Source organism: Streptomyces sp. NPDC047117, from assembly GCF_040643545.1.
Taxonomy (GTDB): domain Bacteria; phylum Actinomycetota; class Actinomycetes; order Streptomycetales; family Streptomycetaceae; genus Streptomyces.
Map to the genome: position 1 here is coordinate 315,558 of NZ_JBEYUN010000001.1, position 24,735 is coordinate 340,292.

Annotated in this window: 20 protein-coding genes and 1 pseudogene; 12 read left to right on the forward strand and 9 right to left on the reverse strand. The window is 72.8% G+C overall.

Annotated features, from left to right (window positions below; all coding sequences use genetic code 11):
- Nucleotides 1-208 precede the first annotated feature (208 nt).
- From ABZ840_RS01465 to ABZ840_RS01485, 5 genes and pseudogenes are all read left to right on the forward strand, one after another.
- Nucleotides 209-1,024 (forward strand): SDR family NAD(P)-dependent oxidoreductase, encoded by an 816-nt coding sequence (locus ABZ840_RS01465; protein WP_361551425.1) that lies wholly within the window; start codon nucleotides 209-211, stop codon nucleotides 1,022-1,024.
- Nucleotides 1,025-1,167: 143 nt separating this feature from the next.
- Nucleotides 1,168-1,572 (forward strand): nitroreductase family deazaflavin-dependent oxidoreductase, encoded by a 405-nt coding sequence (locus ABZ840_RS01470; RefSeq protein WP_361551428.1) that lies wholly within the window; start codon nucleotides 1,168-1,170, stop codon nucleotides 1,570-1,572.
- A 127-nt stretch (nucleotides 1,573-1,699) separates the two neighbouring features.
- Nucleotides 1,700-2,032: a DUF3140 domain-containing protein gene (locus tag ABZ840_RS01475; RefSeq protein WP_361551431.1), complete on the forward strand. Its 333-nt coding sequence runs from the start codon at nucleotides 1,700-1,702 to the stop codon at nucleotides 2,030-2,032.
- A 178-nt stretch (nucleotides 2,033-2,210) separates the two neighbouring features.
- Nucleotides 2,211-3,464 carry an alginate lyase family protein gene (locus ABZ840_RS01480; RefSeq protein WP_361551434.1) on the forward strand — a complete coding sequence of 418 codons (1,254 nt, stop codon included), beginning with the start codon at nucleotides 2,211-2,213 and terminating at the stop codon, nucleotides 3,462-3,464.
- 17 nt (nucleotides 3,465-3,481) lie between these two features.
- Nucleotides 3,482-3,790: pseudogene (locus ABZ840_RS01485) on the forward strand (chitinase); the annotation flags it as partial.
- A gap of 75 nt (nucleotides 3,791-3,865) precedes the next feature.
- Here the strand turns inward: ABZ840_RS01485 and ABZ840_RS01490 are convergent.
- Nucleotides 3,866-4,810 carry a LysR family transcriptional regulator gene (locus tag ABZ840_RS01490; RefSeq protein WP_361551437.1) on the reverse strand — a complete coding sequence of 315 codons (945 nt, stop codon included), beginning with the start codon at nucleotides 4,808-4,810 and terminating at the stop codon, nucleotides 3,866-3,868.
- Between the two features lie 149 nt (nucleotides 4,811-4,959).
- Between ABZ840_RS01490 and ABZ840_RS01495 the strand changes: the two genes are divergently transcribed.
- The 4 genes from ABZ840_RS01495 to ABZ840_RS01510 all read left to right on the forward strand — a co-directional run bounded on the left by ABZ840_RS01495 (nucleotide 4,960) and on the right by ABZ840_RS01510 (nucleotide 10,556).
- The gene (locus tag ABZ840_RS01495; protein WP_361551440.1) at nucleotides 4,960-5,676 is read left to right on the forward strand and encodes a CatB-related O-acetyltransferase; all 717 of its coding nucleotides are present in this window, start codon (nucleotides 4,960-4,962) and stop codon (nucleotides 5,674-5,676) included.
- A gap of 303 nt (nucleotides 5,677-5,979) precedes the next feature.
- Entirely contained in the window at nucleotides 5,980-7,473 is a 1,494-nt protein-coding gene (locus tag ABZ840_RS01500; protein WP_361551443.1) for an amino acid permease, read from the forward strand.
- Between the two features lie 48 nt (nucleotides 7,474-7,521).
- Nucleotides 7,522-9,234 (forward strand): DUF885 domain-containing protein, encoded by a 1,713-nt coding sequence (locus ABZ840_RS01505; protein WP_361551446.1) that lies wholly within the window; start codon nucleotides 7,522-7,524, stop codon nucleotides 9,232-9,234.
- 107 nt (nucleotides 9,235-9,341) lie between these two features.
- On the forward strand, nucleotides 9,342-10,556 hold the full coding sequence (locus ABZ840_RS01510; protein ID WP_361551449.1) for a GNAT family N-acetyltransferase: 1,215 nt from the start codon (nucleotides 9,342-9,344) through the stop codon (nucleotides 10,554-10,556).
- On the opposite strand, the gene ABZ840_RS01515 is transcribed toward ABZ840_RS01510, so the two are convergent.
- Nucleotides 10,528-11,397 carry an SDR family oxidoreductase gene (locus tag ABZ840_RS01515; RefSeq protein WP_361551452.1) on the reverse strand — a complete coding sequence of 290 codons (870 nt, stop codon included), beginning with the start codon at nucleotides 11,395-11,397 and terminating at the stop codon, nucleotides 10,528-10,530. The genes ABZ840_RS01510 and ABZ840_RS01515 overlap by 29 nt on opposite strands.
- 108 nt (nucleotides 11,398-11,505) lie before the next feature.
- Between ABZ840_RS01515 and ABZ840_RS01520 the strand changes: the two genes are divergently transcribed.
- Nucleotides 11,506-12,162 (forward strand): CatB-related O-acetyltransferase, encoded by a 657-nt coding sequence (locus ABZ840_RS01520; RefSeq protein WP_361551455.1) that lies wholly within the window; start codon nucleotides 11,506-11,508, stop codon nucleotides 12,160-12,162.
- Nucleotides 12,163-12,221: 59 nt separating this feature from the next.
- Nucleotides 12,222-12,677 carry an Lrp/AsnC family transcriptional regulator gene (locus tag ABZ840_RS01525; protein WP_361551458.1) on the forward strand — a complete coding sequence of 152 codons (456 nt, stop codon included), beginning with the start codon at nucleotides 12,222-12,224 and terminating at the stop codon, nucleotides 12,675-12,677.
- Nucleotides 12,678-12,701: 24 nt separating this feature from the next.
- On the opposite strand, the gene ABZ840_RS01530 is transcribed toward ABZ840_RS01525, so the two are convergent.
- From ABZ840_RS01530 to ABZ840_RS01545, 4 genes are all read right to left on the reverse strand, one after another.
- Entirely contained in the window at nucleotides 12,702-15,797 is a 3,096-nt protein-coding gene (locus tag ABZ840_RS01530) for an SMC family ATPase (protein WP_361551461.1), read from the reverse strand.
- Complete coding sequence (locus ABZ840_RS01535) at nucleotides 15,794-16,957, reverse strand: exonuclease SbcCD subunit D (protein WP_361551463.1); 1,164 nt, start codon at nucleotides 16,955-16,957, stop codon at nucleotides 15,794-15,796. The genes ABZ840_RS01530 and ABZ840_RS01535 overlap by 4 nt, the downstream gene beginning before the upstream one ends.
- A 166-nt stretch (nucleotides 16,958-17,123) precedes the next feature.
- The gene (locus ABZ840_RS01540) at nucleotides 17,124-18,497 is read right to left on the reverse strand and encodes a protein kinase (RefSeq protein WP_361551466.1); all 1,374 of its coding nucleotides are present in this window, start codon (nucleotides 18,495-18,497) and stop codon (nucleotides 17,124-17,126) included.
- Nucleotides 18,498-18,659: 162 nt separating this feature from the next.
- Nucleotides 18,660-20,054, reverse strand: coding sequence for an FAD-linked oxidase C-terminal domain-containing protein (locus ABZ840_RS01545; RefSeq protein WP_361551469.1), 1,395 nt, complete (start codon nucleotides 20,052-20,054; stop codon nucleotides 18,660-18,662).
- Nucleotides 20,055-20,223: 169 nt separating this feature from the next.
- On the opposite strand from ABZ840_RS01545, the gene ABZ840_RS01550 reads away from it, so the two are divergent.
- Nucleotides 20,224-20,451, forward strand: a complete 228-nt coding sequence (locus ABZ840_RS01550; protein WP_361551472.1) for a hypothetical protein — start codon at nucleotides 20,224-20,226, stop codon at nucleotides 20,449-20,451.
- A 78-nt stretch (nucleotides 20,452-20,529) separates the two neighbouring features.
- On the opposite strand, the gene ABZ840_RS01555 is transcribed toward ABZ840_RS01550, so the two are convergent.
- The 3 genes from ABZ840_RS01555 to ABZ840_RS01565 are packed head-to-tail and all read right to left on the reverse strand — an operon-like array spanning nucleotide 20,530 to nucleotide 24,576.
- Nucleotides 20,530-22,704 carry a hypothetical protein gene (locus ABZ840_RS01555; RefSeq protein WP_361551475.1) on the reverse strand — a complete coding sequence of 725 codons (2,175 nt, stop codon included), beginning with the start codon at nucleotides 22,702-22,704 and terminating at the stop codon, nucleotides 20,530-20,532.
- On the reverse strand, nucleotides 22,694-23,110 hold the full coding sequence (locus ABZ840_RS01560) for a hypothetical protein (RefSeq protein WP_361551478.1): 417 nt from the start codon (nucleotides 23,108-23,110) through the stop codon (nucleotides 22,694-22,696). The genes ABZ840_RS01555 and ABZ840_RS01560 overlap by 11 nt, the downstream gene beginning before the upstream one ends.
- Nucleotides 23,107-24,576, reverse strand: a complete 1,470-nt coding sequence (locus ABZ840_RS01565; RefSeq protein ID WP_361551481.1) for a PrsW family glutamic-type intramembrane protease — start codon at nucleotides 24,574-24,576, stop codon at nucleotides 23,107-23,109. Before ABZ840_RS01565 ends, ABZ840_RS01560 begins: the two co-directional genes overlap by 4 nt.
- Between the last annotated feature and the right edge of the window lie 159 nt (nucleotides 24,577-24,735).

A 24,735-nucleotide genomic window follows, 5' to 3' on the forward strand; every position in this document is an offset into this window, starting at 1 on the left:
CGGCTATGACTCCCACCCGGCCGCCGGCCGAAAACCAGGGAGACCGTGACGCTGCGTGAGTGACGGCGGGGCGCGCGCACCGTGGTGACGGGCCACGGACAGGCCGCGGAGTAGTGTGTTCCGGTTGCTCGCCGGGCGCCGCCCTGAGCGCACGTCAGCACACCGGGCGGGCGCCGGGCCGGATGCCGATCAGTGAAGGAGTGCCGAGATGGGGACGACCGGAGCAGGCAGCGCGGCGCCGGGAACGGCGGTGGTGACCGGGGCCTCCTCGGGTATCGGCACCCGGTACGCCGAGCGGCTGGCCGAGGCCGGCCGGGACCTGGTGCTCGTGGCGCGGCGGGCGGAGCGGCTGGACGAGATCGCCGGCCGGCTGCGGGAGTCGGCCGGGGTCGCCGTCGAGACGTTCGTCGCCGACCTGGCGGAACCGGAGGACCTGGCGCGGACGGCCGAGCGGGTCGCGCGGGAGGACGTGGCGCTACTGGTGAACAACGCGGGCATCAACGGCTACGGGTACTTCACCGAGGTCGACCCGGCGCTGCTGACGCGGGTGCTGAGCGTCAATGTCACGGCGCTGACGGTGCTCGCCAGGGCGGCCGTGCCCGGCATGCTGGCGCGCGGCCGGGGCGCGGTGGTCAACGTCGCCTCCCGGCTGGCCTTCGCCGGTTCGCTGCCGCCGGACCCGCTCCCCCGGCGCGCCGTCTACGGCGGCACGAAGGGGTATGTCGTCACCTTCACCCGCACCCTCGCGGCCGAGCTGGCGGACTCGCCGCTGCGCATTCAGGTGCTGTGTCCCGGACTCACCGCCACCGAGTTCCACCTGACGACGGGTGAGGAGTCGGTCGGGGGCCTTGCGCAGCAGGTTCACGCGGAGGGCGGAATGCCCGTGGACGAGGTGGTGACCGCCTCGCTGTCCGCACTGGAGCGCGGCGACGTGGTGTGCGTACCGGGTCTGGAGGACTCCGACGAGGCGCTGGAACGGCTGGTCGCCGCGGAGGTGGGGATGCGCGGCATCCCCCGGCGCTGAACCGCCCCCGCCCGGACCCGGCCGCCCGGTGCGGGCGGGGGGACGGGATGCCGGCCCGGCGCGCCGCCCGACGGAGGTGTGCCGCGGGCCCGGCGATGGCAGGTTTGCCCTGTCCCTTTTCGTCCGTACGAAGGAGCCGGCCGATGCTGTTCGGCAAGGAGCACGTGAAGCGGTACGTCGAGACCGATGGCGCGGAAGGACACGACTGGCAGGGCACCACGACGCTGATCCTCACCACCACCGGGCGGCGGAGCGGTGAGCGGCGCAGCACGCCGCTGATCTACCAGCGGTTCGGTGACGATCTGCTGGTGGTCGCGTCCAAGGGCGGCGCGGACACACCACCCCTGTGGTACCTGAACCTCCAGGCGGACCCCGAGGTCGGGGTGCAGGTGAAGGGCGACCGCTTCACCGCCCGCGCCCGCACGGCGACGGCGGAGGAGAAGCCGGGGATGTGGCGGACGATGGCGGCGGCCTGGCCGCAGTACAACGAGTACCAGCAGAAGACCGACCGGGAGATCCCGGTGGTGGTCCTGGAACGCACCTCCTGAGCGGCTGCCTCCAAGGCGGCACGCCGTCCGGGTGCAGCGGGTTTGCCCCGATCCGTCGTGGGATACCTGTGCGCGGACGTTCCGGGCGATCGTGCGCCCGGCGACCGGGAATCCGAGGAGGCATGTCGTGACAGCACAGGTCAGCAACGAGTTGTGGGACACGTTCCACTCCGTCGTCAACATGACGTCGCGTGAGCTGCACGAGTGGCTGAGCGTCCAGGCCGCGGGGCAGGACGCCGAGGTGGTCCCCGACCAGGCCGGTGCGCCCATCGGCAGGCACGTGGCGGAGATCCTCGGCAAGCGCCGCACCGACCTCACGGAGAAGGACGCGCAGGTCATGCGGCGGGTGTGCGAGATCGTGGAGAGCCAGCGCGCCGACCACCGCGACCCGCAGGCAGGCGGCTCCGACTGGCGGCACGGGCTGATGAACATCGGGCACGATCCGCTCAAGCCCGCCTGAGACCGGTGCCCGGGCCGGCGTTCGGCCGGCCCGGGCACCGGCTGCGCGTGGGGCGCGGCGTGTGCGGGCGGTTCCGGTTCCCAGTGTTGACATGCATGGTTCAGACCTTTAGGTTCACCGACCATCGCGCCTGTCCATAGAGGCGACCACCGTTCACATACAAGGACGGAACCCCCACATGCCTGTGCAGAGACGCCCCCGCCACGCGGCACGTACCACCGGTACCGCGCTCCTCGCCGCCACCGCACTGGCGGCCACCCTCGCCACCGCCCTGGCCGCCGGCCCCGCCGCCGGCGCGCCCCGGCCCGTGTCCGCCGACCGCGCCGAGGCCGCCGCGCCGGCCGCCTTCACGCACCCCGGCGTCCTGGTCTCCAGCGGCCAGCTCGACTTCGTACGGGAGAAGGTCAACGCCGGGGCCCAGCCCTGGAAGAGCGCCTACGACCAAATGAAGGCGAGCAAGTACGCCTCGCTGGACCGCACGCCCAAGCCCCGCGCCATCGTGGAGTGCGGCTCCTACTCCGATCCCAACTACGGCTGCACCGACGAGCGCGAGGACGCGCTCGCCGCGTACACCGACGCGCTGATCTGGTACATCAGCCGGGACGAGCGGTACGCCAAGAAGGCGATCGAGCTCATGGACGCCTGGTCCGGCACCATCAAGGACCACACCAACTCCAACGCCCCGCTGCAGACGGGGTGGGCGGGCTCCTCTTGGCCGCGGGCCGCCGAGATCATCCGGTACAGCTACCGGGGCTGGGCGCAGGACAGGGTCGACCGCTTCAGGACCATGCTGCGCGACGTCTACCTGCCGAAGGTCATCAAGGGCTCGAACTCCAACGGCAACTGGGAACTGAGCATGATGGAGGCAGCCGTCGGCATCTCCGTCTTCCTCGACGACAAGGCCTCGTACGACAAGGCGATGGCGAAGTTCCGCGGGCGGGTTCCGGCGTATGTGTACCTCAGCAGCGACGGCGATCTGCCGAAGGCCGCGCCCGGCAGCGGGCTCGACACCCGGGACAAGATCATCAAGTACTGGCAGGGCCAGTCCACGTTCGTGAACGGCCTCACCCAGGAGACCTGCCGCGACTTCACCCACACCGGGTACGGCATCTCCGCGATCTCGCACATCGCCGAGACCAGCCGCATCCAGGGCCAGGACCTCTACGGCACGGACGTCGGCGAACGGCTGCGGTACGCGCTGGGCTTCCAGGCCAAGTACGAGCTGGGCGAGGCGCCGCCGAGCCGGCTGTGCGGCGGCAGCATCAAGCGCGGCATGGGCCCGGTCACCGAAGTCGGCTTCAACGCGCTGCACGGCCGGCTCGGCCAGGCCATGAGCAACACGCAGAAGCTCACCGAGCAGGGACGCCCGGCCGGCTCCAACAACCTCTTCGTCGCCTGGGAGACCCTCACGCACGCGGAGAACCCCCGATGAGGCGGGAGCCGCGGGTCGCGGCCGGGCGCAGCGTGGACAGCCGGACCATCATGCCGTTCGACTTCGGCGGCACGGGCCAGAACATGGGCGGCCTCACCGTACGCGCCGCCGACAGCCTGAACGGCATCACCGACGACAAGGAGACCGTCACCCCCGACGGCTTCCGCACCGTCCTGGGCCACGCCCGGCAGCACCACCTGGCCCGGCTGACGTTCTGGTCGGTCAACCGGGACCGCCCGTGCACCGGCGGCGGCGCCGGCTCCTGCTCCTGCGTCTCCCAGCAGCCGTGGGAGTTCACGAAGGTCTTCGCGCAGTACGAGGGCTGAGCCGCACGGGCGGCGACGGGGCCGCCGGCCGGCGTGACCGGCCGGCGGTTCCCATTGCGCTCGGCGCGTGCCGCGCTATGCGCCGCGGCCCAGGACCGTGCGCACCGCGCGGCGCAGTGCGGCCACTATCGGCCGGTCACGGTCCCGGGCCCGCCAGGCGAGCGCGGCGTGGCACGGCGCGAGATCCGTGACTTCGGTGTACGCGACGCCGTGCCGCTGGTAGAGCCAGCGGGCCGGCTCCGGCGGGAGCTGAATGCCCTCGCCGAGCGCGATGGCCGTGAGCGCGGGCTCGAACTCGCCGACCTGGTGGGCGGTGTAGCGGGCCGGTGTGCCGTCGGGCCGCGGATCGACCGACCAGAAGTCCCGCCAGACCTTGGGGATCTCCGGTGACCACCCGATGTGCCGGTGCCCGTCCAGCTGCTTGAGCATGAGCGGGCCCGCGTCCGCCAGCGGGTCGGAGGCGGCCAGGCACGCCACGCGGGGCATCTCGGCGAGCCGGTGGAGCTGGATGCCGGGCGGCACCGGCGGGAAGAGGAACGCCGCGTCCACCCCGCCCGAGAGGACGGCGGCCGCGGAGTCGGCGAAGCTCGTCCGCGCGATCTCGACCTCAATGCCGGGGTGCCGCGCCTTCAGCTCCTCCAGCACGTCCGGGATGGGGTGGATGGAGGTGATGGCCTCGAAGGACCCGATGACCACCCGGCCCGAGAGCGTACGGACGCGCTCTCCGGCGACCCGCCGCAGCCGGTCGGCGGCGGCCACCATCGCCCGGATCTCCGGGAGCAGTTCGAGTCCGGAGGGGGTCAGGCCCGCGGTGCGCGTGGTGCGGTCCACCAGGGTCAGGCCGAGGCGGCGTTCCAGCGAGCGGATCTGCTGCGAGAAGGCGGGCTGGGTCATGAAGACACGCTTCGCCGCGCGTCCGAAGTGCATCTCCTCGGCCAGCATCAGGAAGAGTCTCAGCTGATGTGTGCTCGGATCCGTCGGTGCACTGCCCTGGGCCCGCGGGCCGGTGTCCCCCGCCATGGCGGGATCGTAACAATGCGCATCGCACTGACTACTGAGTAACGCCGAGGCCCGGAGCACCGGGTGCAAAAACCCCACACTCCGTCCACCCCCACCCCACAACAAAATTCGAAAGCTCCGGTGCGGCCGCGCTGTTAGCGTCCGCGACCATGACCGACATCTTCGAAGACTTCACCCAAGTACAGCGCATCGACACCGATCCCGGCGTGGCGGCACACCCGCTCATCGCACTGGAGGACGGCCGGCACAGCTGGTACAGCGGCTACCACCACGGGGACGGCTTCGCCGGACGGCTGCGCTACGCGTTCGACGACCGTACGGAGTACGGCGCGAGCGGCGTTCCCCTCGACCGGCTGCGGATCGGGAACTTCTGCCAGTTCGCCTCCGGCACCGCCTTCCTGCTGGGCGGCAATCACGGGCACGACACCCACCCCGACGCGGTCACCCCGTACGGCTTCAACTTCTTCCCGCACGAGCACGACGCCTGGGCGCCGGCCGGTGACACCGTCATCGGGCACGAGGTGTGGACCGGTTACGAGGCGGTCGTCCTGCCCGGCGTACGCATCGGGACCGGCGCGATCATCGGAGCGCGCGCCACCGTCTCCAAGGACGTCGCCCCCTACTCCGTCGTGGTGGGCGACAACAGGGTCGTGCGGCACCGCTTCGACCCGCTGCGCCGCAAGCTGCTGTGGCGGACCGGCTGGTGGAACTGGAGCGACGAGCGGATCGCGGAAGCGCTCCCACTGACCCAGGGACGGGACGTCGAGGCCCTCGCCCGATACGCCGGAATCGCCCCGGAGGATGTCGCCGAGGACGCCGATCCGGCCGCCCCGACCGGCGAGGAGATCCGTTCACACCGCCTCTGACCTGCACGTTTGTGCACGTGTCAAAACGGCCGGCGCGGATGGTGTGACATCTGTACATGGTGAGCGGGGCGAATTCTTCCTAGCGTCTGCGTAACGCAAGATCGAACCCTCGTGGCCACCGGGTGACCCCCGGTGGTCCGGGGCCATCCCGGACGGCGGGCCCCGCACGCCGGGCGTCCGTCCGCAGCGCGCCGCCGGCTCTCCGCCTCCCCACGCGACGCACCCTCATCGCGAACCGCCGCACCCGCGGCGTTGCGCCCTGCCCCGCGCAGGGATGGAATCCCACCGAATGCCGAGGACCGTATGAGCACGCAACCGACGACCGACGTGGCTCCGCCGCCCCCCGCCCCCGGTGACGGCGGACGACCTTCGGACGGCCTGCAGGCCGGGCTCAAGAACCGCCATCTGTCCATGATCGCGATCGGCGGAGTGATCGGCGCCGGTCTCTTCGTCGGCTCCGGCTCCGGCATCGCCGCCGCGGGCCCCGCCATCCTCCTGTCGTACGCGCTGGTCGGCGCGCTCGTGGTGTGCGTGATGCGGATGCTGGGCGAGATGGCCGCCGCCTATCCCAGCTCCGGCTCGTTCTCCGCGTACGCGGACCGGGCGCTCGGCCGCTGGGCCGGCTTCTCGATCGGCTGGCTCTACTGGTTCTTCTGGGTCGTGGTGCTGGCCGTCGAGGCGACGGCCGGCGCCAAGATCCTGGAGGGCTGGATACCGGCCGTGCCGCAGTGGGGCTGGGCCCTGATCGTGATGGTGGTGCTCACCGCGACGAACCTGGCGTCGGTCGCCTCGTACGGTGAGTTCGAGTTCTGGTTCGCCGGGATCAAGGTCGTCGCCATCGGTGCCTTCGTCGTGATCGGCATGCTGGCCGTCTTCGGCGTGCTGCCCGGCGCGCACAGCGAGACCGCGGGCATCGCGAACCTCACCGAACACGGCGGATTCCTGCCGAACGGGCCGGGCTCGATCCTCACCGGCGTCCTGATGGTGGTCTTCTCCTTCATGGGCAGCGAGATCGTCACCCTGGCCGCCGGCGAATCGGAGAACCCGCAGCGCGCGGTCACCAAGGCGACCAACAGCGTCATCTGGCGCATCGGTGTCTTCTACCTCGGCTCGATCTTCGTCGTGGTCAGCCTGCTGCCGTGGAACGACCCCTCGATCACCAAGGACGGCAGCTACGTCGCCGCCCTGAACTCGATCGGCATCCCGCACGCCGGTGAGGTCATGAACGTCATCGTGCTGACGGCGGTGCTCTCCTGTCTCAACTCCGGTCTCTACACCGCCTCCCGCATGGCCTTCTCGCTCGGCCGGCGGGGTGACGCGCCGAAGGCGTTCGCGCGGACCAGCGCCCGCGGCGTGCCGCGTGCCGCGATCCTCTCCTCCGTCCTCTTCGGCTTCGTCGCGGTGTTCTTCAACTACGAGTGGCCGGACACCGTCTTCGCCTTCCTGCTGAACTCCTCCGGCGCCGTCGCGCTCTTCGTGTGGCTCGTCATCTGCTTCGCGCAGCTCCGGATGCGCGGGATGATCCTGCGGGACGACCCGTCGAAGCTGGTCGTACGGATGTGGCTGTTCCCGTACCTGACCTGGGCGACGATCGGGATGATCTCCTTCGTGCTGGTCTACATGCTGACCGACCCGGACGGCCGGCAGCAGGTCACCCTGTCGCTGCTGGCCGCCGCCGTGGTGGTGGGCATCGCCCTGGTGCGGGACCGACTGCGGGCGCGCAACGCGGACGCACTGCCCGCCGACGGGGTGCGCGATTCAGCGGAGGGCGAAGAAAGCCTTCCGACAGGCTCGTAACCAATATTGCTGGTGACGCGGTGGGCCCATCCGTACCAGGATGGGCCCATGTCCGAACCCAACGCTTCCACCGGTCGGGCCGGCTCCGAAGCCGAGCCGCTGCCCCGCCGGGTCGCCGACGAGTACGTCGACGCCCTCATCGCCCTCGACCCCATCACCGGCACGTTCCTCGGCGTACCGGAGAGCTCCGGCAAGCTGCCCGACTTCTCCCCCACCGGGCAGGAGGCGCTGGCCCAGCTGGCCCGCACCACGCTCGACCGGCTGGCCGCCGCCGAGGCCCGGCCGGGCGCCGACAGCGACAACGAGCGGCGCTGCGCCCGGCTGCTGCGCGAGCGGCTGACCGCCGAGCTGGCCGTCCACGACGCCGGCGAGGGCCTGCGAGCCGTCAGCAACCTCAGCTCGCCGCTGCACTCCGTGCGCCAGGTCTTCACCATCATGCCGACCGAGACGGACGAGGACTGGGCGGCCGTCGAGCAGCGGCTGCGCGCCGTCCCCGCCGCCCTGGAGGGGTACCGGGCCGCGCTCGGCGAGGGTCTGCGGCGCGGGCTGCCGGCCGGGCCGCGGCAGGTGCGGACGGTGCTCGGGCAGCTCGCCGAGTGGATCGGTGAGGACGGTGGCTGGTTCGCGGACTTCGCCGCCGCCGGGCCGGAGAGCCTGCGCAAGGAGCTGGACGAGGCCGCCCGGTTCGCCACCGCCGCGCTGAGCGAGCTGCGCGACTGGCTGCGCGACACCTACGCGCCGGCCGTCGAGGGCTCCCCCGACGTGGTGGGCCGCGAACGGTACGCCCGCCTCGCCCGCTACTACAACGGCAGCGACCTCGACCTCGACGAGGCGTACGCGTACGGCTGGTCCGAGTTCCACCGGCTGCTCGCCGAGATGGAGAAGGAGGCCGCGAAGGTCCTGCCGGGCGCGAAGACCCCCTGGGAGGCGCTGGCCTGGCTCGACGAGCACGGCGAGAAGATCGAGGGCGTCGACGAGGTCCAGCGGTGGCTGCAGTCCCTGATGGACGAGGCCATCGAGACGCTGGACGGCACCCACTTCGAACTGGCCGAGCGGGTCAAGCGTGTCGAGTCGCGGATCGCGCCCGCGGGCTCCGCCGCCGCGCCGTACTACACCAGCCCCTCGCTGGACTTCTCCCGCCCGGGCCGCACCTGGCTGCCGACCATGGGCGATACCAGCTTCCCGGTGTACGACCTGGTCTCCACCTGGTACCACGAGGGCGTGCCGGGCCACCACCTCCAGCTCGCGCAGTGGGCGCACGTCGCCGACCAGCTCTCCCGCTACCAGACCACGGTCGGCATGGTCAGCGCCAACGCCGAGGGCTGGGCGCTGTATGCCGAGCGGCTGATGGACGAGCTGGGCTACCTCAGCAACGCGGAACGCCGGCTCGGGTACCTCGACGCGCAGATGATGCGCGCGGTCCGCGTGATCATCGACATCGGCATGCACCTGGAGCTGGAGATCCCGGAGGACTCGCCGTTCCACCCGGGCGAGCGCTGGACACCGGAGCTGGCGCAGGAGTTCATGGACGCGCACTGCGGCCGGCCGTCCGACTTCGTGGAGAGCGAGATCATCCGGTACCAGGGCATGGCAGGGCAGGCGATCGGCTACAAGCTGGGCGAGCGCGCCTGGCTGAACGGCCGCGCGGCCGCCCGCCGCCGCCACGGCGACGCCTTCGACCCCAAGAAGTGGCACATGGCAGCCCTCTCCCAGGGCTCCCTCGGCCTCGACGACCTCGAAAGCGAGCTGTCGGCGCTGTAGACCGCACGTGGACAGAGGGGCGGCGGCCCGGCCGGGGCGCCGCCCCTCTGCCGCTGCCGGAGTAAATCCGTGGCGGCCGGGGCCGGTGGTCCGTAGGGTCCGTGCTCATGACCCTCCTCTTCCTGCTTCCCGGCGATCCGTCGCGGCCCGGCCTTCCGGCTCCGGAATCCGACCGGGAGGCGCGAGCCGCCCGCGCGGCGGGGGCGCAGGTCGCCGTCACCGACGACGAAGCGCTGCGGGCGGGCGACGCGGCGCGGGCGGTCGCCGATGTGCCCGCCGGGCCCGGGCCCGTCTGGTACCGCGGCCGGCCGCTGACCGGCGCGTCGTACACCGCGCTGGCGGCGGCGCTCGCGGACCGGGACCGCACGCTGCTCACCGGCCCGGAGCAGTACCTCGCCGCCCCTGAAGGCCCGGCGGACGGCACCCCGTCGGCCGCCGCTGCGGTACGGGTGTGGTGGGTGGACGGCGTGCCGGTGCTGACGACCGCGCACCCGGACGCGACGTCCGACGCGACGCCCCTCCCCACCGCTCTGCCGGCCGAAGTGACCACTCCGGTAAGCCACTTGGGGAGCCGCTTCGTCACGACCGACCTCGCGCCCGACACTGCCGGGGCGTGGCGGACGCTCGCCGTGGGCGACGGGCAGACCACCGGTCTCGGCCCGGCCACGGACGGAGAGACGGCACGGCTGTTCGAGGCACTGACCGCCGCCGGGTCCGGCTTCCCGCTCGCGCTCACGGCCGGCCGGCTGACGCTGCGGGCGCTGCCGCCGACCGAGTGCGCCCGGCTCGCCGACGGCGGCACGGCCGGGCTGCGCTGGGTGGACGGCGCGCCGCCGGAGGGCACGGTGGAGGGTGCCGGCATCATGGTGCAGCTCGCGGCGGCCGGGCTCTACCGGCCCGGCTGGGGCACGTACGCCATCACCCGCACCGGGGACGGCGTGGCCCTGGGCGGCATCGGCTTCCACGGTCCGCCCGACGAGACCGGCACGGCCGAGCTGGGGTACGACCTGTCCCCCTCGGCCCGCGGCGCAGGCTGGGCGACGGACGCGGTGCGGCTGCTCGCCTCGTGGGCGTGGTCCCGCCCCGAGGTCCGCACGCTGCGGGCCGCCACGGAGCCGGCCAACCTGCCCTCGCAGCGCGTGCTGGAGCGGTCCGGCTTCGTGCGCACGGGCGAGGAGGCGGAGATGCACGTCTTTGAGTACGGGGGGAACGGGAACGGTGCTGCGGCCGGTACGGCGGAAGCGGTCGGGGCGGGGGAACGGGCCGATGACGGCCGGGCGCAGGCGCGACCGCTCAGTGCCGGAAACCGCCCTCCGAGTTGATGACCTGGCCCGTGATCCAGCCCGCCTCGTCCGTGGCGAGCCAGGCGATGAGCCGGGCCGGATCGTCGGGCGCGCCCCACGCGCCGCCGGGGAAGCGCCCGGCGACCCACTCGCGCAGCTCCCCGACGGCGTAACCGGTGTCGACCGGGCCGGGATTGACGGTGTTCACCGTGACGCCGAGCGGCGCGAAGGCGGTGGCGAGCGTCCGGGTCGCCGAGGCCAGTGCGCCCTTGGCCAGGCCGTAGGCCACCTCCCCCGGCATGCCGCCGCCCTGGTCCTGGCCGGACGTCATCATCACGAGACGGCCGCCGGGCTGTTCGGGGGTGCGGTGCCGGGCGAACGCCTGCGCCAGCAGGACCACCGACCGCACATCGGTCGCCCAGTGCGCGTCCAGCAGGGCCGCGTCGATGGTGTCGAGGGTGCCGTCGCTGCCGTTGAGCGCGTGGTTGGCGACGAGGATGTCCAGGCGGCCGCCGAGCGCGCCCGCGGCTGTGCCGAGGAGGCGGGCCGACGCATCGGGATCGGCGAGGTCGGCCGGGCCGTGCGCCACCACCGCACCGGCCACGGCCACCTCCCGTACGCCCGCCGCGACCGCTTCGGGTCCTCCCGGGTCGGCGCCCCACGGCTGCCGCGCGTCGTGCGGAACGTGGTGGTGCAGGTACACACTCGCACCGTAGGCGGCCAGTCGGCGGGCGACGGCGTAGCCGATGCCACCGCGCCGGCTGGCTCCGGTGACCAGTGCCGTACGCCCGCGCAGCGGGTACTGCTCGCGGCGCAGCGCGTCGGCGGACGGGGAGGGTTCAGGTGCGTCGGCGGACCGGTCGTGGTCGTGGGTGGTCATGGCCGACCACCCTGGCCGCTGTGACGACCGTTGTCACCCCGTTTTCCGCACCCATGACACATCGTCAGTCCCATGCTGACGCCCACACCAGCAGAAAGAGGCCCGCTCATGCCCCCGCTCCTGCCCGCCGATCCGACCGTGCTGCACCCGGTGCCCGGCCAGCCGCGCGTCGTGCTGCTCAAGCCGCTGGTCACCTCGCCCCTGATCGAGGTGGGCGAGTTCTCCTACTACGACGATCCGGACGACCCGACCGCGTTCGAGACCCGCAACGTGCTGTACCACTACGGGCCCGAGCGGCTGGTCATCGGGAAGTTCTGCGCGCTGGGCGAGGGCGTGCGGTTCCTGATGAACGGCGCCAACCACCGTATGGACGGCCCCTCCACCTTCCCCTTCCCCATCATGGGCGGCTCGTGGGCCGACCACTTCGACCTGATCAGCGGCCTGCCGGGGCGCGGGGACACCGTGGTCGGGAACGACGTGTGGTTCGGCTACCGCTCGACGGTGATGCCCGGCGTGCGCATCGGCCACGGCGCGGTCATCGCCTCGGGTTCGGTGGTCGTGGACGACGTGCCCGACTACGGCATCGTGGGCGGCAATCCGGCCCGCCTCCTCCGTCTCCGGTACGACGAGGCGGACATCGCCCGCCTGCTGGACCTCGCCTGGTGGGACTGGCCCCTCGACCACCTCACCCGGCACCTCCGCACGGTCATGTCCGGAACAGTGGCCGACCTGGCGGCGGCAGCCCCGGAACGGAAGGAGCCCTGAACCCAAATTCCCCGGTGAAACCATTGATCCACCGGGGATTCCACTGCTAGACAGCGCTCATGACAAGTTCTCCCCCGTACTCCCCCGATGCCACCGACTGGCGGATACTGCGTGCCCTTCAGGAGGACGGGCGCGCGGGGTATGCCGTGCTGGCGCGGGAGGTGAACATGTCCGCCAGCGCCGTCACCGAGCGGGTGCGGCGGCTGGAGGAGGCCGGGGTGATTCGCGGTTACGCGGCCGTGGTGGATCCCGAGCGGGTCGGGCTGCCGGTGCTGGCCTTCGTACGGCTGCGGTATCCGAACGGCAGCGACGAGCCGTTCCACGATCTCCTGGACACCACCCCGGAGATCCTGGAGGCGCACCACGTCACCGGCGACGACTGCTTCATCATCAAGGTCGCGGCGCGGTCGATGCGGCACCTGGAGGAGGTGGCGGGGCGGATCGGCGCACTGGGCGCCGTGACGACCAACGTCGTGTACTCCTCCCCGCTCGCCGGCCGCCCCGTCAGTCCCTGAGGCCCCGCGTCGGTGCCACCGGTGTCAGCCGGTGCCGCCGGCGACGCGGAGCCGTACGGACGAACCCGACCGGTTCTTGAGGACCTCCAGCTGGGCCGGGATGCGCCGGCGCAGGTCGGCGACGTGGCTGACGATGCCGACACTGCGGTCCCGTTCGCGGAGGGAGTCCAGTACGTCCAGCACCTCGTCGAGGGTCTGTTCGTCGAGGCTGCCGAAGCCCTCGTCGATGAAGAGGGTGTCCAGGCGGGTGCCGCCGGCCTCGTCCGTGACCACGTCGGCGAGGCCCAGCGCCAGGGAGAGCGAGGCGAAGAACGTCTCGCCGCCGGAGAGGCCGGCGGTGTCGCGCTCCTGCCCCGTCCACGCGTCGACGACATGCAGGCCGAGGCCGGAACGGCGGGCGCCGCCGGCCCGTTCGTCGGAGTGCACGAGGGTGTAGCGGCCCGCCGACATCTTCGTCAGGCGGGCGCTGGCAGCGGCCGCGACCTGTTCGAGGCGGGCGGCGAGGACGTAGGACTCCAGCCGCATCTTGCGTTCGTTCTCCGCCGAGGTGCCCGCGGTGAGGGAGGCGAGTCGTGCGACGCGGTCGAACTCCTCGCGCAGCGGGGCCAGTTCGCGGGCGTCGGACTCGGCACGGGCCGACAGCCGGTCCAGCTCGGCGCAGCGCTCGTGCGCCGTGGCGCGGTCGGTGGCGGCCTCGCGCAGCCGGCGGGCCGCGGTCTCCGAGACGGCGCGGGCTCGCTCGGTGTCGGCGGGCGGCAGGGCCGCGGCGTCGGCGATGCGCGGGTCGGCGAGCTCGGCCGCGACCGCGGTCTCCTCGGCCTGCCAGGCGTCCAGTTGGCCCTGGACGTGCCGCCAGTCGTCATCACCGAGCATGGCGGCGGCGGCCTCCCGCGGGGTGTCGAAGCCGGCCTTGTACGCGGCGTCGGCCAGGGCCGCGTCGGCTTCCTTCAGGCGTTCGGCGGCGGTCTCGGCGGCCCGTACCGCGGTGACCGCCTCGGAGAGCAGGGCGACCTGCCGCTCCAGGCGGTGGGCGCGGTCGGCGACGCTCGCGCTGTCCCCGCGCGCCCGGCGCAGCCCCTCGGCCAGGGCCTGCTCCTCGCGGTCCAGCGCGTCGCGGCGGGAGTCACGCGCCGCGGTGCGCTGCTGGGCGGCCTGCTGCTCGGCCCGGCGCTGCTCGTACTCGCGCTCGGCCCGGGCGAGGGCTTCGCGCGCTGCGTGCAGCCCGGCGCCGGTGGCGTGCGCCTCGGTGTACTCCGTACGCAGCTCCGCCAGTTCCCGGGCGAGGTCGGCGACCGGCGCGTCACCGGCGCCCGCGGTCGCGGCGGCCAGCTCCTCCTTGACGGTCCCCCGCGTCTGCTCGGCCCGGTCCCGGGCGGTCACGGCGCGCTCGTACTCGGCGAACGCGCCCTCCTCCCGCTCGCGGTCCACGTGGCCGGCCGTCGTGCGGGCGGGGGCCGGATGGCCGGTCGCACCGCAGACGGCGCACGGCTCGCCGTCCTTGAGGTCCTTGGCCAGCTCGGCGGCGATGCCGTGCAGCCGGGCTTCCTTGAGCTTCAGCCACTCCTCGTGCGCCTGGTTCGCCGCCTCCTGCGCGCGGAGCACCGCCCGCTCGGCGTCGGCCAGTTCGGCGGTGGCCCGGTCGCGGCGGCGCGCTGCGGCCAGCCGGGCCTCGGCGGGTTCGACGCGGGCGCCGAGCTGTTCGGCGCGGGCAGCCGCCTCCTGGGCGGTGTCGATGCGGTGCTGGTGGGCGGCGCGGGTGGCGTCCCAGCCGGCCAGCCAGTCCGCGGCGTCCAGCAGGGTCTGCTCGTCGTCGCGGGCCTCGCGCTCCAGGGCGGTGCGTTCGGTGACGATGTCGGCGGCGCGCCGCTCGTCGCGGCGGGCCGCTTCCAGGGAGCCCAGTTCGCCTCTGAGGTGGTGTTCGAGATCCGACAGCTGGTCGCCGCCGGCGTCCACGAGGTCGGGGCGCAGCAGCCCGCGGCAGCGGTGTTCCGTGGCGTGCGCGGTCTCATGGTCGCGCCAGGCGGCGTCGCGCAGCGCGAGGCCGGGGGCGACGCGCTGGGCCTTGCGTGCGCGGTCCAGCCGCTGCCGGGCCCGGTCGCGGTCGTCGGCCTGCGCGTCGAGGGCTTCGGCCCGGCGGCGGGCCTCGGCGTGGCGCTGCTGGAGCCGGGCGCGTTCGAGGGTGTCCTCCAGTGCGCGGGCGGCATCGTCGGCGGCGCCCTCGGCGGTGGCGGCCGCCGCCGAAGCGATCTCCAGCCGTTCGCGGGCTCCGGACCTGGCGACCGCCGCCCAGGCCAGCACGGTGGCGGCGAAGCCGGGCTCGCCGGGCGCGGGCGTGGTATGCGTACGCGCCGCGGTCTTCTTCGTACGGGTACGGGAGCCCTTGCCGGTGGCGGGCTCCTCCGCGCGGCCCGGCGCCGGTACGGAGTCGTCGGTGAGGTCCGGGGTGTCGCCGGCCGCCTGTGCCATCCGGTGGGCGAGCGCGAGGAGCCGGTCGTCGGCGGCGGTGACCCGGTCGGCGGCCGCCTTGCGCACCGTCGCGAGCCGTTCCTCCAGCGCGGCGAACCGGCGGGTGTCGAAGAGCCGGCCGAGCAGCTTGGCGCGGGCCTCGGCGTCCGCCCGCAGGAACTTCGCGAACTCGCCCTGCGGCAACAGCACGACCTGGCAGAACTGCTCCTTGCTCATGCCGAGCAGCTGCTGGATCTCCTCACCGATCTCCTGATGGGAACGGCTGAGCGCCTTCCACTCCCCCGCCACCGGGTCGTACTCGCGCAGCGCGCTGTACGCCTTCTCCATCGTCGTGCCCGTGCCGCGCTTCTTCGGGCGGGGCTGTTCGGGCCGCCGGGTGATCTCCAGCCGGCGGCCGCCGACGGTGAGGTCCAGGACGACCTGGGTGGCCGTGCCGGCCGCGGCGAGCGCGCTGCGCAGGGACGGGCCGCCGGGGCGGGCGCCGGGGACGGAGCCGTACAGCGCGAAGCAGACCGCGTCCAGGACGGAGGTCTTGCCGGCGCCGGTCGGGCCGTGCAGCAGGAACAGCCCGGCGCCGGAGAGGGCGTCGAAGTCGACGGTCTGGGCGCCGCCGAACGGCCCGAAGGCGGCGAGCGTCAGCTTGTGCAGTTTCACGCCGACTCCTTGGCCGCTTCGTCCGTCCGTACCTCGTCGATCGCGGCGCGCAGCACCGACCGCTCGGCGGCGTCGGCGGCCCGGCCCGGCCGCACGTGGGCCACGAAGTCCTCGGCGATCTCCTGGTCGGAACGGCCGCGCAGCCGCTGCGCGTAGGAGACCCCGGAGCCGCCGTCGCGCGCTTCGGGCTCGAAGGCGAGGGCGAGGATGTGCGGGAAGCGCTCGGCGAGCCGGGCCATCGGCTCGTGCGGGCGCGCCGTGTCGGTGAGGGTCGCCTCGACCCAGGACTCCTCGTGCCGGTCGAGGTCCGGGTCGGCCAGCAGGTCTTCCAGCCGGCCGCGGAGCCGGGCGAGCGGACGCGGCACGGGGCACGGCAGCCGCTGTGCCTCCGGCGTGCCGTCCGGGCCCAGGTCGACGAGCCACATCGACTTGCGGTGGTGGACCTCGGAGAAGGAGTACGCGAGCGGGGAGCCGGAGTACCGCACCCGGTCGGTGATCCGCTGGCAGCCGTGCAGATGGCCCAGGGCCGCGTAGTCCACGCCGTCGAAGACCTCGGCCGGTACGGAGGCGACGCCGCCGATGGTGATGTCGCGCTCGCTGTCGCTGGAGGCGCCGCCGGTGACGAAGGCGTGCGCGAGGACGACGGAGCGGGTGCCGGCGGGGCGCTCCGCGAGGTCGGCCCGTACCCGGTCCATGGCCGCGCGCAGCACCTGGGTGTGGCGCGCCTTCTCGGCGCCGAGGGTGTCGCGCACCAGTGCAGGTTCGAGGTACGGCAGACCGTAGAAGGCCACGTCGCCGTGGTCGTCGGTGAGTACGACGGGCGTGCCGCAGCCGGCCGGGTCGGTGCGCAGGTGGATGCCGGCCTTCGCCATGAGGCGGGCGCCGACGCCGAGCCGGCGCGCGGAGTCGTGGTTGCCGGAGATCATGACGGTGGGCACGCCGAGCTCGGCGAGGCGGTGCAGCGCGTCGTCGAACAGCTCGACGGCGGCCAGCGGCGGCACGGCACGGTCGTACACGTCACCCGCCACGGCCACGGCGTCGACCTCGTGGTCCCGGACGGTCTCGATGAGGTGGTCGAGGAAGGCACGCTGGTGGTCGAGCATGTTCACGCGGTGGAACGAGCGGCCCAGGTGCCAGTCGGAGGTGTGCAAGATTCTCAACAGACGGCTCCGACCTGCATGTTTCTCTTCCTCCCCGTGATGCGCCCGTATCCGGCCCGCGGCCGGTGGTCAACGGCAGGCACCACGCTAGCGCCCCCGGGCCCCCGGTTCCCCACGGACCTCGGTTTTCGTCGCACGGACCGGAGGCGGGGCCGGGGCAGGACGGCTAGCGGCCCTCGCGTCTCCGGCGTCGGAGGACGGCCCTGCGGATCAGGAAGCCGGCCAGGACGAACGGGGCGAACAGGGCGAGGAAGAACAGCGGTTCCCGCATCGACCGGCTGATGATCGGCGTGAGCACGAGCAGCAGCAGGATGCCGGCGACGAGCATGCGGTTCGACAGCTGCTTCCGTGCGGGCGGGGCTGCGGCCGGCCCTGTTCCGCTCACGGCGCCCGGGAACGGGGACGGCGGCGCCGCCTGCGCGGGCAGCGGCGCCGGAACGGAGTGCGGGGCCTGCACGGCGCCCGGCGGCTGCGTACCCACCGGTGCCTGCACGGAGGCCGGGGACGGGGCGGAGGGCGGCCCGAAGGAGGCAGGCGGGGCGAAGGCGGAAGGCCGGCCGGCCGGGGACATGGTCGGCGGCGGGCCGAACCCGGGCGCCCCGGCTCCCGGCGCGTGCTGCGTCGCGGTCGGCCCTTCGGCCAGCCTGCGCAGCGTCCGCTCACGGGCGGCCAGCTCCTCGGCCAGCTCGGCGGGAACCACCTGCTGCCACTGGTGTCCGTCGGCGCCGATCCGTGCCAGCCACTCGCCCAGCGCGCTCGCCGTCGGCCGCTGCTCCGCCTCCTTGACCAGGCAGGACGCCAGCAGCGGCCGGAGCGCCTCGGGCACGCCGGCGAGGTCGGGTTCCTCGTGGACGATGCGGTAGAGCAGCACGGGCGCCGAGGCGTTCTCCGCGGGCCGGGCGAAGGGGCCGCGTCCGGTGGCGGCGTGGGCCAGCACGGCGGCCAGCGAGAACACGTCGGCGGGCAGCGAGGTCCCGGTTCCGGTGGCCTGCTCGGGCGCGAGGAAGCCGGGCGAGCCGATCATGCCGCCGGTGTGGGTGTGCCGGGAGTCGTCGGCGGCGCGGGCGATGCCGAAGTCGATCAGCCGCGGATGGTCACCCGCCAGCAGGACGTTGCCGGGCTTGACGTCCCGGTGCGCCAGGCCGGTGTGGTGCACCTCGCGCAGCGCCCCGCACAGTTCGACGGCCAGGGCCAGCAGCGCCGGCTCGGGGAGCGGGCCCGCCTGCTCGACCCAGTCGCCGAGCGACGGCGCCGGTACGTACTCGGTGGCCAGCCACTGCGGCCGCTGCCCGGCGGTGCTGTGGTCGACGACGGCGACGGACCACGGGGAACGCACTCGGTCGCTGTTGCGGATCTCCCGGTCGAAGCGGGCTTCGAAGCCCAGCTCGGCGCCGAGGTCGGAGCGGACCGTCTTCAGCGCCAGTGGCAGGCCGGATGCCGTACGGGACAGGTACACCTGCCCCATGCCGCCCGCACCGAGCCTGGCCAGCAGCGGATAGCCGCCCATAGCCGGCGGATCCGCGGGTTCGAGACCCTGCATGGAAGTGTTCGTCCCCCTCGCTTCTTCTGTCATGCCCTGTGCGACGCACCGCGGCGACCAACGGTTGATCAGCAGCGTAGAGGTTGGTCCGCCGCACACGGGCACGGGGGACCGCCCCCACGCGCGAGGATGCCCGAACGGTCCGCCGTCGGGGCCTTCCGGTCAGTCCGCGTGGTCCTCTCGGGCACTTTCGGGCACGACCTTGCCGGGGTTGAGGATGCCCTGCGGGTCCAGCGCCTTCTTGATCGCATGGTGCATGTCGATGACGGGCGCGGGCAGCTCCCGGGCGAGGCCGTCGCGCTTGAGGAGGCCGACGCCGTGCTCGCCGGTGACCGTGCCGCCGAGGGCGATGGCGTCCGCGATGATCTCGTGGAAGGCGGCCTGGGCGCGCTCCCGGGCCTCGGAGTCGCCGGGCGGGGTGATGAGCAGCGGGTGGAGGTTGCCGTCCCCGGCGTGCGCGATGTTGGCGATGAGGGTGTCGTGCCGGGTGGCGGCCCGTTCGATCCGGGCGAGCATCTCGGGTACGGCAGCCTTCGGGACGCACACGTCCTCGGTGAGGACCGGGCCCAGGCGTTCCAGCGCCGGATAGGCCAGTCGCCGGGCGTCGAACAGCGCGTCGGCCTCCTCCTGGTCGGTGGACTGCGCGGCCCAGGTGGCGCCCGCCTCCTCGAAGCAGGCCAGCATGCGTGCCGCCTCCTGCTCCCCGGCCGGGCCCGGCGCGTCCGTACGGCCGAGCAGGACCACGTCCGCGTCGACGGACAGGCCCATGTTCTTCCACTTGTCGACGGCGGCCAGGCAGTGCCGGTCGATCAGCTCCAGCGCCGAGGGCGTGAGCCCGGCGGCGCCGACAGCGGCGACGGCGCGGCCCGCGTCCACGACCGAGGAGAAGTACCCGGCGACCGTGCGCTCCGGCTCGCGCAGGGGCCGCAGCCGTACGGTGATCTCGGTGATCACGCCGAGCGTGCCCTCGGAGCCGACCATCAGCCCGGCGAGGTCGTACCCGGCGACGCCCTTGGCGGTGCGCCGGCCCAGCCGGACCAGCTCGCCGGTGCCGGTGACGACCTCGAGGCCGAGGACGTAGTCCCTGGTGACGCCGTACTTCACGCAGCACAGGCCGCCGGCGTTGGTGGCGACGTTGCCGCCGATGGTCGACCAGGGGGCGCTGGCCGGGTCCGGCGGGTACCAGAGGCCGTGCTCGGCGCAGGCGGCCCGCAGGTCGTCGTTGACGACGCCGGGGCCCACGACGGCGAGCCGCTCCACGGGGTCGATCTCGTGGATCGCGTTCATGTGCTCGGTGGAGAGCACGACGCACCCCTCGACGGCGTTGGCCCCGCCGGAGAGGCCGGTGCCGGCGCCGCGCGTGACGAGCGGGACGCCGTGCCGCAGACAGGCCCGGACGATCGTGCGCACTTCCTCCGCGGTGCGCGGCCGGACCACGGCACAGGGGCTGCCGTGCGGGGCCCACTCGGCCTCGTCGTGGACGAAACCCGCGGCGACCTCGGGGTCCTCGACCAGCCGTCCGTCCGGCAGTTCCTGCCGCAGCTCGTCGATCAGCATGCGCGACCACCCGCCCCTTCTTCGAACATGTCTGCCATGTCCGCACGGTATCCACGCTTCGGGGGCAGATGATCACCGCCCCTCGGGAGCCGCCGGCCGGGCCGCCCTGGGAGGCCGGCCGGCGGAGCCCTCGGATGCGGGCCCGCTCCGCAGGCGGCACGGTGGACGCATGAGCACCACCCGCATCGTCATCCAGCCGCCCTCCCCCGCCGGCGGGCGGCATGTGCACGTCGACGGGGAGAACCTCGGCCTCGCGCAGAGCGACATGGACGTCGTGGAGTTCCTCCGGCGCAGCGGCCTCCCCGACGCCGAACCCCTCCTCGACGACCCGGCCTGGGTCGAATGGCGCGGCGGCCCGCCGCACGACTACGGCGGCCCCAGCGTCAGCAGCGTGTAGGCCGGGCATCCGCACGCCACGGGCTCACCGGCGGTACGGCTCACCACGGCGGGCCGTGAGCGGGGGCGGCCGCGGCCGTCATTCGGTGGCCTTGCGGCGCAGGGCCGAGCCGTCGCGGACGAACAGCAGCAGGATCGCCAGGGCCACCACCACGACGACGAGGATGCCGGTCGTGCCCCCGAGGAAGCCGCGGATCCGCTCCCAGGTGCCGATCTGCGGTGGCGTCGCCGAGTCGGCGAGCCAGACCGAACCGTCCGCCGCCGTCGTGGGCCGGTCGGCGGACTGCCGTACGGTCCGCGGCAGCCGGGGCACCTGCCGGCCCATCTCCGCCGAGCTGAGCTTGTCAGGCCGGAGTGTGCTGAAGTCGACCCCACCGGTCCGCATGACGTACGTGATGATCTTGTTGCCGACACGGGTCGTCCGCTGGTAGGTGAAATCCCCTTCGTTGATGGAGCGCACGTAGTCGGAGTACACCTGCTTCGGCTCCCACGATCCGTCCAGGGTGGCGGGCCCCAGGTCGCCCGAGCCGATCAGTTTGTCGAACGACGTGGTGTGGCCTGCGGCGTGCCGGTCGAGGATCCACTGCGCGACGACGCGGGCCAGGAACGCCTGCCGCAACGCCGCGTACTCGGGATCCGTATTGACCGCCTTCGCGATCTTCGGCACCACCATTTCCTGTTCCAGCCGCTCGTTGCGTGCCGTTTCCGCGGGGTCCGCGTTGCACCCGGACCGGCCCAGCCCGGCGACCTTCTCGGCCTTGGCCTTGACGTCGAGCGCGGCCTTGAGGACGTAGAGCGAGGAACCGTCCTCGCGCACCTCCACCTTCCCCGGAACGATCCACATCCGTGACGAATAGCAGCTGCGGCCTCCCGAGCCGCCGAGTTTTCTCCAGTATTCGGCGCCGAAGGAAGTCCCGGGGTCCAGCAGCTTTCCCTGCGTCCGCTTCATCCGCCAGTCCGCCTCCAGCAGCGCCCGGCCCGCGTTCGTCCGGCCGAGCGCGGAGTCGATGATGCGGTCCGGCTCGGCCGGATTGAGGTTCACCCAGAATTTGTCCGGGCTCAGCACGAGCCAGGTGCGCAGGTCCGCCATGCTGCCGATGAGCGAACTGCGGCCCGAGCGGGAATCCTGTTCCAGCCCCTTCTCGGCGGCCTTGGCGGAGAATGCGTACCGCACGCCCGAGTCGGCGTCGTCCGAGAGGTAGCGCAATTGCAGGGTGGAGAAGTCGACGCCGCCGTAGTCCGATGAGGAGAGCGCCCCGGCCAGCCCGCTCTTGCCCCCGCCACAGGGCCCGGACCTGGACAGGGCCGCGAGGTCCATCGTCTGCGCGGTGCCGCCGAGCGGGCAGGAACTCGTCAGGCCCACCTTGTTCACGGCCTCGGTCGCGGCCTTCTCGTCCTGCTTCTTGTACTCCTTCGCCAGCTTGACCGGCAGCTGCTTGAGCGTACTGTTGGCGAGCTTCGCCTGCGGAGAGCCCCGCTTGTCGAACTTGACGATGAAGAGTTCGTTCCGGAATCGGTAGCCGGCCTTGCCGACCTTGAGGGCACAGACGTTGCAGTAACTCCGCTGGCCTGCGATCCCGGCCCCGGAATGCCCCTTGATCACCTTGATGATTTCGGCTGTCTCCTGCAGCTGGGCCGGCGTGCGGGCCGTTCGGCGAAGGGCATCGTCCAGGGTGCGCGACATGAACTCGTCCATCGCGTCCTCGGAGTGCCGGTTGTCGCCCCTGCTGCCCGTGGCGAGCGCCAGCACCTGGTCATTTCCGTAGGAATCCGTGGGGCGCACGCCGAGTTCCTCGAAGAGGTCGTCGTAGAAATAGTTCTCGGCGTCGAGCATGCGGCCGTGCAGCGGATACTTCCAGGCGGGCGCGGTGCTGGGCGACCTCACCTGGTCCGTGAACTCGCCGAGGAAATGCGGATAGCTGTCCTTCAACCAGCCGGGCAGGTCGGGGCTGTTCACCATCCAGCCGAAGTCGAAGAACGCCACAGAGGTGTTCGGCGGCGCGATCAGGAGCTGCTGGAACCGCTCGACGGCCAGGTGCAGCTCCTGCCCCATCGGGTCCTGGATCACCTTCCTGGCGATGCCGTCCAGATCCTTGTCCGTCGGTGCCACGCCCGGTGGTACCAACAGTTTGTGGTGCTCGGAGCCGGGGGACGGCGCCGCGGCGACCGTCGGCCCGCCGTCCAGCACGGCCGGCGCACAGGCGAGGAACAGCGCGGTGAACAGCGCTCCGAGGCGCAGCGCGTTACGGCGCATGCTGCTGCCCCCGTTCCGGTGGGGCCATGCCCGTGGCGTCCAGGTAGGCGGTCAGGGCCGGGTGCGGCCCGGTCCGGCCCCGTTCGCCCGCTCCCATCCGCCGCTCACCGCTGCGGAAGGCGGCCACCCCCGCCGCCGCCAGGGCGCCGAGTACCAGTACGGCGACGCCGGCCACCCCGGCCGTGGAGGTTCCGGCCGAGCAGGTCCGGTGCTCCCGCAGGGTGTTGATGTCCATCGACGGCCGGTAGCCGTAGCTGACGGCACAGGCGGACGCCTCCTGCGGGACCGACAGCATGGCGCAGGCCGCCAGGACCGCACAGACCGCCAGCCGCACGGCGGCGCTGCGCACTCGCATCCGGCGCGGCGGGCGTGCCGCGGTGCGGGAAACCCTGTCGTGACGGCTCACGGGTTCACCTCACGTACGCCCTTGACCCGCATGACCCGTGCCCTCAACTCGTCCCCCTCGGTCCCGGTTTCCGGATCGTTCTGCGCCCGCCAGCTCGCGAGCTCCAACTGGGCGGACTGCAAACGGTGCAGGGCCAGTGCCGCGGTCCTGCCGTACGCCCGCCAAGTGCTCACCACCGCCCAGAACCGCAGTACGGGCGAGACGAGGACCGGTGCCTCCGCCGCCGTGATGGCCCCTGCCGCCGCGGTCTCGGCCGCCACCGCGTTTCGCAGCGCGGGTGCGCGGGACCGTATCCCGGCCACGAGGAGCGCCACGGCCAGTGCGAAGAAGGGCAGTTGGGGAAGGAGCCAGAGCAACGGAGAGACCACGAGCGTGTCCAGCGCACTGCCGACCTCCACCTGGTCCTCCAGCCGGCCCGAAAGCCAGCCCGACAGGGTCTCGGACCCCGTCGCCCCGCCGACGGCCGCCAAGAGGCCCGCCCCGACGAGGAAACCCCGTCTGCGGGCACCGGCGGCCGCACCGAGCGCGGCCCCGACCAACGCACCGAACGTCACCTGCCCGCCGAGCAGGCCGATCGACTGGCGGATCCAGTACTCGAAGCCGCTGGTGGGCCCCATGAAGACACCCAACGAGCCGTACAGCTTGATGATCAGCACGCTTTCCACGAAGCAGTAGCCGAGCCCGACGGCCGCGCCGAGGAGGAGCCCCGTCACCGCGTCCGTGACGCGATGCCGCAGCAGCATGAGCAGCAGGGCGACGCCCGCCGCGACGATGAGTGCGTTGACGATGCCGAGGTGCAGGATCAGCAGGGCGAGGGTGTCGTCGAGCCCCTTGGTGAACTCGCCGAGGCCGGTCCCCGCGCGCGGGCCCAGATAGCCGTAGACGGTGCCGAATCCCAGGCTGGTGTAGGCACGGCCGAGCCCGAAGACGATCAGTACGCCCCAGGCGAAGGCGATCAGCAGCGCAGACCAGGGCACCCGCGCGAACCGTACGACCGAGCGCAGCAGAAGCAGCACCAGGGCCGTGGTGGGCAGGCACAGCAGGGTGATCGGGAAGAACTCGACGAGGACGGTCAGGGAGATCAGCCCGAACGGCAGCAGCAGGCACCCCAGGGTGATCCAGGTCAGCGTGATCGCCCGCCGTCCGTTGGCGCCCTCAGCGCTGTCGCCCTTACGGCTGCGGCGGGTGAGCGCCGCGTAGACCTGCACTGCCGCGCCGGCCACGATGCCCGCGAGCATGACCCAGAACACCAGCTCCGGCATCGACAGCAGCCGCCCGAGCGAGCCCGAGTTCCCGGGCAGCTTGTAGAAGATCGACAGGGCCGGCTCGTCGGGCAGCAGATGCGGCCGGGTCAGGTTGAGCAGCAGTTCCACGAGGTAGAACGCGATGGCGACGCGTGCGATGAGCAACGCCCGTGCCCGCGCCCGGGGATCGTCGCGTACCGACACGAGACGCGGGCCCCTCATGAGCCACCTCCGGACAGCTCCGGCAGTTCCGGCATGCTGGGCAGGCCGGTAGGCATGTCAGTGGGGAGATCCGTAGGGAGGTCCGTGGGCAGATCCGTGGGCATCGACGACGGAAGACTGCTGGGAAGGCCGGTCGGCAGATCGGTCGGCAGCGAGGTC